The following is a 10,441-nucleotide window of genomic DNA, read 5'->3' as shown; positions in this document are numbered from 1 at the left end:
GTAAACAAACGTAACAAAACCACCAGAGTAGATTTAGATGGGGAACGAAATGAAAGAATTTTTGATTAGCTTACTCGAAAGGTTCGGATTAGCCTACTGGGTCGAGATTAAAACCGACTATCCCAGATGTACTTATTATTTCGGTCCTTTTCTCGCTAAAGACGAGGCTGAGGTCGCTCAAGCCGGTTACGAAGAAGATTTGAAAACGGAAGGAGCGCAGGGGATTAAATTGCATATAAAACGTTGTAAACCGAAAGATTTAACTATTTTTGAGGAAAAAGAAGAAAGCAAGCTCCTGAATACCCTAAAGGTCTTACGCAGTCAAGTTTCTTAACAATTTTCAGGGATCAGTAATCAGTAATCAGTAATCAGTAATCAGTAAACAGTGAAAAGACAGCATAAGGCTGCTACTTAGGGTCTGCTGAATAAATCTAAAAACCTTGTTGGATAAGACTTTTGGACTTTTTTCCCCTCAAAAAGTGCCAGCCATTGCGGGGATCGGGGGGAAAATTCAGGTACTTTTTCCCTGAAAATTAGGTAGTTGACCAGCTGAAAATCGATAAAACCCCACACCCCACACCCCACACCCCACACCCTGCCCCCAAGAAAAACTTTTTGCCGCAAACCCTAAATATCAATGGGAGCGATTTAAAAAACAGCTATATTCTGCTTCTGTCAGTCTTCCCGCTTCGTAGAGAGTATCGGTAATTTCTGCTAGGGTTAAAACCGAATAAGGTTGATAACCATGGCTACGAAGTTTATCTTTAACGGGGCCACCATGGTCGATAAAAACCACGATATCATTAACTAATAATCCCGCCGATTTAATTTTTTCTGCCCCTTCGATCGCACTTTTGCCAGAAATTAAAATATCGTCCACCACTACCACAGTTTCCCCCACTTGAAAATTACCTTCAATTACTCTTCTTGTGCCGTGAGCTTTTACTTCTTTGCGGGGGAAAATCATCGGATGATTTAATAATAAAGATAAACCCGTAGCTGTAGGTAAAGAGCCGTAGGGAATACCAGCAATGCGGTCAAATGTCAAGGTTTTTAATATTTCTCCATAGGCTTCAATTACCTGCTGAAAAATATTAGGATTAGAGATAATTTTTCTGAGATCAATATAATAGGAAAAAGTTTCTCCCGATGCTTGTACATAATCGCCAAACATCAAGCAACCAATATCAAATAATTGTAGAATTAAATCCTGATGAGGATGTTGTTTTAAAAGACAAACGTTAGCAGTCCAAGTCTCATCTCCGCTTGATTCTTGCTGGTGATTTTGTTGAATTTTGTTGACTTCCTCGCGTAAATCCTTGACTTTTGCCCCCAAATCGGGTTGAGATAAAAAGTCTTGGGGTATAGGAATTAATAAACCCTCGCCATGACTATTTAAACCCACAGTAATTAACTCGGAGAATTTACTTTTGTCTTCCCAAATACTGCGTAATAAAATCAATCTTTCGGGGGCAAAATTGCGAATCTTTTTCAAAATCTCCGGTTGAGTGGTTCCCACTTCTAAAAATACTTGTTCGGGAGTTCCCCAGGTGCAAGCTTCTTTGACGACTTGCAGATAAAAAGGATTGTCGCGACTGGGGAATTCTTGCAGATTAATCGCGCCTTGATTGGAAGTATGACAGAGGATAAAAGCGCCATGCTCGGGGTAAACTAAAAAAGGAGCAACGTGATCCTGTCCGGAGTAGGGATTGAGAGTAACCGCGTCCACCTGCCAAGTTTTAAAGATAGTCTCAGCTAAAATACTGCTAGTATTAATATCGCCGTGTTTAGCATCCAAAATGACCGGGATATGAGGGGGAATTGCCGTTAAAACTCGCTGTAATAATTCTAACCCTGCCGCTCCCAAAGCTTGATAAAAGCCTAAAGTTGGTTTGTAGGCACAGACAAAAGGGGCAGTTTCATCGATAATAAACTTGAGCCACTGTTCTAAATTAACGATTAATTCTCCCGGGGTGGGGGGCATCATTTCGGGGTTAGCATCTAAACCGAGGACAAGTAGAGTCTGGTTTTGACTAATGGCGTGGTTTAACTTTTGAAAAAAATTCATCGGTTCCTAATCTCAGGATTCTGGATTAGTTCCTAATTCTACACTATTTGGTCGAAAAATAGGCTGTAAAATTGTCTCGTGCAGACTTTTTCTGGTGTCAGCGTCAAGGAATTTCTTTTGTAGTGGTTGCCATTCTTGCCATTTTTGGTGACGGATATTTTGGAAAATTTCGAGTAATGTGGGCATTTCCTTGGCGAGACAATTGGGGAAAATTTGGCTAAGAAAATCCGAGAGAACACAACAATCCTGCATTTCTCCGAGAATACCTTGAAGGTTTTTAATATCTTCTAGGTACTCTTGATATTTGTCGCCATAAAACTGAGTAAATAACTCCATATTATAGCGAGAACGCTTGGCTTCTTTACGGAGATCGTGCAGTAATAATCCTTCCTTTTCCAATAAGTCATCAATTTCTTGACTAGAAAACTCTCTTACTTTTTGATTTTCCTCTAAATTTACCCCAACTAACCAAGCTTCATGGAGTAAAAAGCGACTCGCTTGCGGTAATAATAAGTCTGGTAAAACCGTGGCAATATCTAATTTTCCTATCGGTTGATAGGTGGGATTATCCAACCAACTGGCAAAATCTGCCTTAAAATTGAGAAATTTGTCGGACTTTAACAGCTTTTCTACCTTAGCAAAAGCCTTCTTTCTTCGGCTTTCGAGAACTTGTAAAACTTTCTTCAGTAATTCCTGTTCTTTCGGTGGTAAAATTGGCTGATAATGACCGACAAAAGCCTCTTTTAACACATCTAAATCACGCAATTCTCCTAAAATTATGCCCAGATTACCCACCCGTTTTTGATCGGCATATTTCGGCATGGTTAAAGCGGGGGCAAAACCGGTTAAGGTACTGCGAAGACGACGCATTCCCACACGAATTTGATGTAATTCTTCCGTATCCTGATCGAGTAAAACTCCAGCTTCATGTTTAAGAACTTTATGAAAATGTTTATCAATACCGATATAGGCCCAATCGGCCACAGTTTTAGCCCGAGGATTAAATTTGTTAGTCATTTGTCTTTAGGGAGGAAATAATGTCAAGATGATGATAGAATCTTTAAATAAAGACTGGAACTAATAGGTCCCATTTATTCTACACAATAGGATGAAGCAGCAGCTTTAAGAGAAGTTTATGGATAGTTTTTGGCTAGATTATGCGGGGGAAATCGCTTTTCGCACTGGAGAGCATCTTTTCTTGACGGGAATAGCCATGGCTATGGGTAGCTTAATCGGGATTCCTCTAGGTATTTTGATTAGTCGTCAAGCTATTCTCGCTCAACCAATTATAGCGATCGTTAACACCCTACAGACTATCCCCAGTTTAGCCCTATTTGGTTTTTTAATTTCCGTGCCTTTTTTGGGAGGAATCGGCAAAATTCCCGCTATTGTTGCCCTAACTCTCTATACCTTACTGCCAATTGTTTTAAATACCTATCTGGGCATCAAAAAAGTTGATCCCGAATTAAAATTAGCCGGGTTATCCCTAGGCATGACCGACGGTCAAATCCTGCGCTATATCGAATTACCCCTGGCCAGGGCGACAATTTTGGCAGGAGTGAGAATTGCCACGGTGATTGCTATCGGTGTGGCTACGATCGCAGCTGCCATCGGTGGCGGTGGTTTGGGAGTGTTTATTTTTCGCGGTATTGCCACGGTCAACAATCAGTTAATTTTGGCGGGGGCAATTCCTGCCGCTTTTTTAGCCCTTGTTGCCGATTGGAGTCTCGGTCGGCTAGAAAAGACCTTTTCCCCTTCGCAACGCCCGAAAAAGCCCTCTAAATGGCAATGGGGCTTAGGTTTAATCGGGTTAGCCCTGCTATCTTTCCTCTTGACTCAAATTTTCCATTCATCCCCCGGCACCGTGGTGATCGGTTCCAAAAATTTTACCGAACAGGTGATTTTAGGGGAAATTTTGGCACAGGAGATCGAAAAAGAGACGAATTTACGGGTTGAACGTCAATTTAATCTCGGTGGTACTCTGATCTGTCATGAAGCGGTGAAAGCGGGTAAAATCGATGGTTATGTGGAGTATTCCGGCACGGCTTTCACGGGAATTTTACAGGAAAAACCCCTTAACGATGCCCGATTAGTCTCTGAAAAGCTGCAAGAGATTTATCCAGAAAAATTTAATCTAGAAGTGTTTCCCAGTTTAGGATTCGAGAATACTTTCGCCATTGTTATCCGGGGAGAAACCGCCAGTCAATACAATCTTAAAACTCTCTCGCAAGCGGCGAAATATACCCCCAATTGGCAAGCGGGTTTTGGTTATGAATTCTTGGAAAGGGAAGACGGTTATAAGGGATTAGCCAAGACCTATGGTCTAACTTTTGCCGGACCCCCGAAAGTGATGGATTTAGGGTTAATGTACCGCGCTTTAGCCGAAAAACAAGTGGATTTAGTGGCGGGAAATTCCACCGATGGCTTAATTCCCGTGCTAGATTTAGTCATCCTAGAAGATGATCAACGCTATTTTCCTCCCTACGAAGCGGTACCGATTTTTAACCTGGATAGTTTGCAAAAATATCCCCAATTGCGACAGGTTTTAGCCAAACTCACCGGCAAAATTACCTCCACAGCCATGCAGAAATTAAACTATCAGGTGGATGGCCGCGATCGCAAAGTGGAGGAAGTGGTTAAAGAATTTCTAGTCTCCCTCTCTTAACCATTTAGTTACTCCCCCGGGTTGGTCGATTAAAGTAATGCCTTGGGCTTTTAATTCTGCGCGAATACGATCGCTTTCGGCGTAATTTTTCGCTTTTTTCGCCTCTGTCCGTTGTTGGATCAGATTTTCGATATCCGCTGCACTAATTCCCTCAGAAACAGGGGTTTCTCCCTGGTCGGCGGCAATTTCTAAGCCCAAAACCCTAGACAATTTCACCAAAGTATGCCATTTTACCGCTAATTGGGCCAGATTGCTGTCTGTCTTACCCGCATGGGTTAAATTATTACCCTCCTTGCGTAATTCCTTAGCGATTTCAAATAACACCGCTAAACCACCGGCAAAGTTAAAATCGTGATTTACCGCCTCTTGAAAGCGATTTTCTAGCTCTTGGTCAGTAATTCCGGGATTATCTGGCGGAAGATGCTTATAACCAAAGGATAAACCCTCTTGTAAAGTATGCCAGCCATTAGTGGCCGCCTGCAATCCCTCATCGGAAAAATCAATCGGTTTGCGGTATTGGGCGCCTAAAATTAATAATCTCACGGCTAAGGGGTCATATTTTGCCAATAACTCGCGAATAGTGATGAAATTACCGAGGGATTTTGACATTTTTTCCCCTGCCACCTTAACCATGCCATTATGTAACCAATAGTGGGCCAGAGGTTTACCCGTAGCCGCTTCACTTTGGGCAATTTCGTTTTCGTGGTGGGGAAAAATTAGATCACTTCCCCCCACATGAATGTCGATAGTTTCTCCCAATTGTTCTTTGACCATGGCCGAACATTCAATATGCCACCCTGGACGACCTTGGCCCCAGGGAGAATCCCAACTAGGTTCCCCCGGTTTTGCCCCCTTCCAGAGGGCAAAATCAAAGGGGTCTTGTTTTTTAATTGCTTCCGGGTCGTCGGTTTCTACCCGGCCGCTGGCCCCGGCTTGCAAATCATCCAGTTTTCGCCCTGATAGTTTGCCATAATCAGAAAAACGACGGACGGAATAGTACACATCGCCATCGCTGGGGTAAGCATAGCCTTTTTGTTCTAATTCATAGACTAGGCGCTTGATGCCGTCGAGGGTATGAGTGGCCCGGGGATAAGCGTCCGCCGGTCTGACTCCTAATTTTTCCATATCCTCAAAGTAGGCCTGGATAAATTTCTCGGCTACGGCTGCCATGGTGGTATGTTCATTTTTAGCCCGATTGAGAATTTTATCGTCAATATCAGTGAAATTCTGAATATAGCGCACTTTATAGCCGAGATACTCTAAATAACGCCGCACCACATCCCAAACCACACAGGTACGCGCATGACCCAAATGGCAATAATCATAGACGGTAATGCCGCAGCAATACATGGAGACAATGCCGGGGATGAGGGGAGTAAAGGGTTCTTCGCGACGACTGAGGGTGTTGTAGAGGATTAAGGTCATGGATGGGGAAATTTTTTTCTGGGGAAAAAGGCTAGTCCAATTTTATAGCAGTTATCAGTGATCAGTTATCAGTTATCAGTTATCAGTTATCAGTGACCGCTAACCACTTTCCCTGATTTCTCTACTATATTTTGTTTTTCTTGTCAAGGGGTTTTTCGGGTTTTAGTAAAAATCTGACGGTAAGATTTGAGGAGATAGGACTGTTTTGATGACAACTATTATTGATAGAATCGATAGAATAACGATAGGGGAAGCTTGCTTGTTTGCCTCAACCGACAATTTTTAATTGTTAATAAACTTTGACCAGACCCTAACTATGAATGAACCACCTAATAGCGCTGGCGATGAAATCCAATTACCCCGGGGAGAAAGAGTTGACCAGCTAAGAAATCTCATCGAAACCCTACGCATTGCCGATGAAGTGGCCAATCGCGGTTATTTGATTACCAGCGCCGAAGTGGCCGATTTAATGGATATTAATCCAGGGGCCGTTACCAGTCGAGGCGACCATTGGCCGTGGCGAAATTGGGTAATCTCCCGGGTCAGACGGGAGGGAAACCAAATTCTTTGGCAGTTGGAAAAAGTCGATTAGGATTAATTGCAACCATCAGTTAATTTCTCTCTTAACTTTTGTAAATTAGTAATTATCTCGTCATTTTCCCCCAGCAGATGACGCGCGAAACGTCGGGCCAGGGGCGGAGCCGATACAAGTGTACTGGTAAAGCCAGAAAATACCTGCAATCCCACTTTATCGGCGATCGCTCCCACCAGAGGCCGTCCCGAGGGGGCAAAGGCCACTAGGCAATGATGACAGCTGCCGGGGAGAGCGGCTAAAGAGGGCAGCAATGTCCCCACGGCGGTGCGGATTGCTTTTTCCCCGGCCAGAGGGTTTAAAATCCCGTCTGGATCGGTGACAATGGCGCTAATTTGCCCTAGATAAAGGCTTTGATCCCGGAATTGTACCGCCCCCGTTTCTAAAACACTGGCAATTATTTCTGGGGTTTCTCTCTGCCAAATGCCCTGCTTTTCTAGTTGGGTGATTTTTTGCTCTAATAGCAATCTGGCAGGAATTGCGGGCATAACTAGGGTGTTTAATTTGATCTCAGTGGGGGGAATTTTGATCACCTGGGCATGGGTAAAATAGACGGGAGCAGTAATACCGGATTTTTGCAGTAAAGACCGAGTTAATCCCCCGGCACAGACGATAGTTTCCCCGGCAGAATAATTATTTTTAGGAGTTTTTACGCCGGTAATTCTCGATGCAGTTTCAATTAATTCGATGACAGCTTCCCGAATAATCGTGCCTCCCAGACGTAGAAAAGCTTGTTGATAGGCAAGATTAGTTTTTTCGGCGTTAATGTGACCGTGGGGTAGTCGTAAAACTCCGGAGATAGCTGCGGGATTTAATAAAGGTTCTAAAGCGATCGCTGCTTGCGGATCGAGAATTTCGGGGGTAATAGCAAAGATAGCAAATTTTTCGGCCACAGTGACCGGATCATCTTCGGGGTTCACGGTGAGAATTAGCTCTAGGTCCCGGTATTCATTATCTATGCCCAATTCTTGGGATAAATTGCGCTGAATTTCTCGACCTTCTTGATATAATTTTCTCTGGATTTCTGTGGTAGCCGACCAATAGGCTAAACCCCCGTAACTGTAGAAAGTGGCGTTGAGGGGATGGGTTTCTTTTTCTAATAAGAGGACTCGACTGCCTAGGTTGGCTAGTTCATAGCTTAAGGCGGAACCAGTGATACCACCACCGATAATTATATAATCATAAGTTGTGGTCATAATTGGGCTAATTTTTCCTCGATTAATCTATTCTATCATTATACTTGCTCGGTTCCTTGGTTCTGATTTTGTCGATAATTGCTATAATTACAGAAAAAGTTCAAAGCGGGATAGGATAACTATGCAACAGCTAGAAACTAGGGGGATAACTGAACGATGGATTAAAGGTAGTTGGGAAGAATACTTAGAAGCAATTAAAAACTTACCAGAAAATCAAGGGAAAAGTTATTATTACAATGGCTATTATCGATTAGAAATGACTCCTATTGGATTTGAACACGCTAGAGATCATCATGTTGTCTTTTTGGGGGTGAGTCTCTACGCTATCCTCAAAGAAATTCCTTTTCAAGGACTCCCCACTTGTTCTTATCGTAAAAAAGGAATTAGAGAAGTGCAGCCAGATATATCTTACTATCTAGGAGAAAAAGCGAATCTGATACCAAATGGGACTTCGATTATTGATTTAAATCAGTATCCCCCACCAGATTTAGTCATTGAAATCTCAAAATCTACCCTTAATGATGATCTAGGCAATAAACGCTTACTCTATGAAGAATTAGGGGTTAGTGAATACTGGAGTGTTAAGGTAGATGATCCCCAAATATTTGCTTTTGAAATAATTGATCGAGGTAGCAAAAGAATTGATATATCAAAGGTTTTACCTAATTTAAGACTTGCGGTTTTAGAGTCAGCTTTACAACAGGCACGCACCAGAGATCAAAGTCAGGTGGGACGTTGGTTAATCACTCAATTTCAAGGTTAACTACATAAAATCGAGGCTAATATTATGCAACAGCTAGAAACTACTATCTCGACAGATTTATGGATTAAAGCTAGTTGGGAAGAATACTTAGAAGCAATTAAAAACTTCCCAGAAAATCAAGGAAAAAGTTATTATTACAATGGCTATTATCGATTAGAAATGACTCCTATTGGTAACGATCATGCCAGCGATCATGCTATTTTGATCTTTGCTGTTAGTCTCTATGCTACCCTAAAAAATCTGGCCTTTAATGCCAAAGATAATTGCAGTTTTCGCAGGTCTGGTTATCGAGAAGTTCAACCGGATATATCTTATTATTTTGCAGAGAAAGCTAATCTGATTCCCTACGGTACTTCGATTATTGATTTAAATCAGTATCCCCCACCAGATTTAGTCATTGAAATCTCAAAATCTACCCTCAATGATGACTTAGGTAATAAACGCTTACTCTACGAAGAATTAGGGGTTAGTGAATACTGGAGTGTTCAGGTAGATGATCCTCAAATATTCGCCTTTGAAATAATCGATCGAGGTAGTAAAAGAATTGATATATCAAAGGTTTTACCTAATTTAAAACTTGCGGTTTTAGAGTCAGCTTTACAACAGGCACGCACCAGAGATCAAAGTCAGGTGGGACGTTGGTTAATCAGTCAATTTCAAGGTTAAATCCTACTGTTTTTTAGCAGCCGCTTTCTCCAATAAAGACTCGGCAAAAGCGATGGCATCTGCTGCCGAATTTCCTCCCGTTAATTGTGCCAATTCTTCCCTTCTCGTCTGACGATTATCGAGAGAAGTAACCCGGACAACCGTGCGAATTTCCGAGAGATTAGTGGGATTATCTTCGGCAATCATTTGTTTATAAACTCGAAAATGGTGATCAGCTAAAGCAGCCACTAAGGGTTGATGAGTAACGCATAAAACTTGATATTTTTGACCTAATTGATCTAATTTATCGGCAATTGCCTGGGCAACTTTTCCCGATACTCCCGCATCGATTTCGTCAAAAATTAGGGTGGCTGCTGCCGATTGGGATTGGGAAAAACAGGACTTTAATGCTAGGAGAAAACGACTCATTTCTCCTCCGGAAGCGGTACTGGATAAAGGTTGGATTTTTTCCCCCGGATTGGGACTAAAATAAAATACCACCTGATCGACTCCCAGACTGCTAGGATTACCCGGGTCAATCCGACAGACAAAAATCACCTTTTCCATGGCTAAAGGTTTTAATTCCTGTACCAATTGTTTTTCTAGTTGACTAGCGGTTTCTTGTCGCAAAAAGGTTAACTGGGTGCTAGTTTCTCGATAGATGTTTTCCTGTTGCTGACAAATTTTTTCTAATTCCTCAATCGATTGTCCTTCTCCCGTCAACTCCGCTAATTCCTGTTGTAATTTCTGATAATAATCGAGTGCTTCGGCTAAACTTGGGCCATACTTGCGACAAATGCGCTTAAGTTGGATAATTCTCTCTTCTATCTCGTTCAATCTCTCGGGATCTGCCTCTAGACTATCCCCATAAACGTTGATTTCCTGTCCCGCTTCCACCACCTGATTTAATGCCGATCGCACCATCTCTAAAATTGGCTCTAAACTTGTATCATAAACCATCATATTTGTCAAGATATTTTCAGCTTTTCCTAACAAATCAGCGACGGCCGGTTGATCGCGATCGTTTTGGTAGAGTAGTTGATAGACTTGATAGCTGGAATTTTGTAAATCGACACCGTGGGAGAGT

The 10,441-nt window shown here is 42.2% G+C and carries 11 protein-coding genes; 5 read left to right on the top strand and 6 right to left on the bottom strand.

From position 1 onward, the window contains the following. Nucleotides 1–37 precede the first annotated feature (37 nt). Nucleotides 38–334 carry a DUF1816 domain-containing protein gene (locus tag PX484_RS09170; protein ID WP_002768846.1) on the top strand — a complete coding sequence of 99 codons (297 nt, stop codon included), beginning with the start codon at nt 38–40 and terminating at the stop codon, nt 332–334. Between the two features lie 77 nt (nt 335–411). Here PX484_RS09170 and PX484_RS25715 read toward each other — a convergent pair whose 3' ends face one another. From PX484_RS25715 to PX484_RS09160, 3 genes are read right to left on the bottom strand one after another with little or no spacing between them, the layout of a single operon-like run. Beyond that, entirely contained in the window at nt 412–594 is a 183-nt protein-coding gene (locus tag PX484_RS25715) for a hypothetical protein (protein WP_170915505.1), read from the bottom strand. A 40-nt stretch (nt 595–634) separates the two neighbouring features. Beyond that, nucleotides 635–2,068 (bottom strand): bifunctional orotidine-5'-phosphate decarboxylase/orotate phosphoribosyltransferase, encoded by a 1,434-nt coding sequence (locus PX484_RS09165; RefSeq protein ID WP_287764840.1) that lies wholly within the window; start codon nt 2,066–2,068, stop codon nt 635–637. Nucleotides 2,069–2,080: 12 nt separating this feature from the next. Continuing rightward, complete coding sequence (locus tag PX484_RS09160; protein ID WP_287764842.1) at nt 2,081–3,085, bottom strand: CHAD domain-containing protein; 1,005 nt, start codon at nt 3,083–3,085, stop codon at nt 2,081–2,083. A 118-nt stretch (nt 3,086–3,203) separates the two neighbouring features. Here PX484_RS09160 and PX484_RS09155 point away from each other — a divergent pair, with 118 nt between their 5' ends. Then, nucleotides 3,204–4,733: a glycine betaine ABC transporter substrate-binding protein gene (locus PX484_RS09155; protein WP_288103542.1), complete on the top strand. Its 1,530-nt coding sequence runs from the start codon at nt 3,204–3,206 to the stop codon at nt 4,731–4,733. Here PX484_RS09155 and cysS read toward each other — a convergent pair. Further along, nucleotides 4,716–6,158, bottom strand: a complete 1,443-nt coding sequence (gene cysS / locus PX484_RS09150) for a cysteine--tRNA ligase (protein ID WP_287764844.1) — start codon at nt 6,156–6,158, stop codon at nt 4,716–4,718. The genes PX484_RS09155 and cysS overlap by 18 nt on opposite strands. A 316-nt stretch (nt 6,159–6,474) precedes the next feature. Between cysS and PX484_RS09145 the strand changes: the two genes are divergently transcribed. Further along, nucleotides 6,475–6,750 (top strand): hypothetical protein, encoded by a 276-nt coding sequence (locus tag PX484_RS09145; RefSeq protein ID WP_002768833.1) that lies wholly within the window; start codon nt 6,475–6,477, stop codon nt 6,748–6,750. A gap of 2 nt (nt 6,751–6,752) precedes the next feature. Here PX484_RS09145 and PX484_RS09140 read toward each other — a convergent pair whose 3' ends face one another. Then, the gene (locus PX484_RS09140) at nt 6,753–7,946 is read right to left on the bottom strand and encodes an NAD(P)/FAD-dependent oxidoreductase (RefSeq protein ID WP_288103540.1); all 1,194 of its coding nucleotides are present in this window, start codon (nt 7,944–7,946) and stop codon (nt 6,753–6,755) included. A 121-nt stretch (nt 7,947–8,067) separates the two neighbouring features. Between PX484_RS09140 and PX484_RS09135 the strand changes: the two genes are divergently transcribed. Beyond that, nucleotides 8,068–8,709 (top strand): Uma2 family endonuclease, encoded by a 642-nt coding sequence (locus PX484_RS09135; protein ID WP_287664922.1) that lies wholly within the window; start codon nt 8,068–8,070, stop codon nt 8,707–8,709. Nucleotides 8,710–8,733: 24 nt separating this feature from the next. Further along, nucleotides 8,734–9,375, top strand: coding sequence for a Uma2 family endonuclease (locus tag PX484_RS09130; protein ID WP_004268525.1), 642 nt, complete (start codon nt 8,734–8,736; stop codon nt 9,373–9,375). A gap of 3 nt (nt 9,376–9,378) precedes the next feature. On the opposite strand, the gene PX484_RS09125 is transcribed toward PX484_RS09130, so the two are convergent. Further along, a partial coding sequence (locus PX484_RS09125; protein ID WP_502882713.1) for a DNA repair protein RecN occupies nt 9,379–10,441 on the bottom strand: 1,063 nt, incomplete at its 5' end.

The organism is Microcystis sp. M49636_WE2, from assembly GCF_030065375.1.
In the GTDB taxonomy this organism is placed as follows: Bacteria; Cyanobacteriota; Cyanobacteriia; order Cyanobacteriales; family Microcystaceae; genus Microcystis; species Microcystis aeruginosa_C.
The sequence above is the reverse complement of the archived record's forward strand: the minus strand, read 5'-3'. Positions and strand labels throughout refer to the sequence as shown.

Bases quoted from the DNA above. Each gene is read 5' to 3' on its own strand.
- PX484_RS09135 (WP_287664922.1), top strand. From the start codon at position 8,068: ATGCAACAGCTAGAAACTAGGGGGATAACTGAACGATGGATTAAAGGT.
- PX484_RS09145 (WP_002768833.1), top strand. From the start codon at position 6,475: ATGAATGAACCACCTAATAGCGCTGGCGATGAAATCCAATTACCCCGG.
- cysS (WP_287764844.1), bottom strand. From the start codon at position 6,158: ATGACCTTAATCCTCTACAACACCCTCAGTCGTCGCGAAGAACCCTTT.
- PX484_RS09170 (WP_002768846.1), top strand. From the start codon at position 38: ATGGGGAACGAAATGAAAGAATTTTTGATTAGCTTACTCGAAAGGTTC.
- PX484_RS09160 (WP_287764842.1), bottom strand. From the start codon at position 3,085: ATGACTAACAAATTTAATCCTCGGGCTAAAACTGTGGCCGATTGGGCC.
- PX484_RS09155 (WP_288103542.1), top strand. From the start codon at position 3,204: ATGGATAGTTTTTGGCTAGATTATGCGGGGGAAATCGCTTTTCGCACT.
- PX484_RS09165 (WP_287764840.1), bottom strand. From the start codon at position 2,068: ATGAATTTTTTTCAAAAGTTAAACCACGCCATTAGTCAAAACCAGACT.
- PX484_RS09130 (WP_004268525.1), top strand. From the start codon at position 8,734: ATGCAACAGCTAGAAACTACTATCTCGACAGATTTATGGATTAAAGCT.
- PX484_RS09140 (WP_288103540.1), bottom strand. From the start codon at position 7,946: ATGACCACAACTTATGATTATATAATTATCGGTGGTGGTATCACTGGT.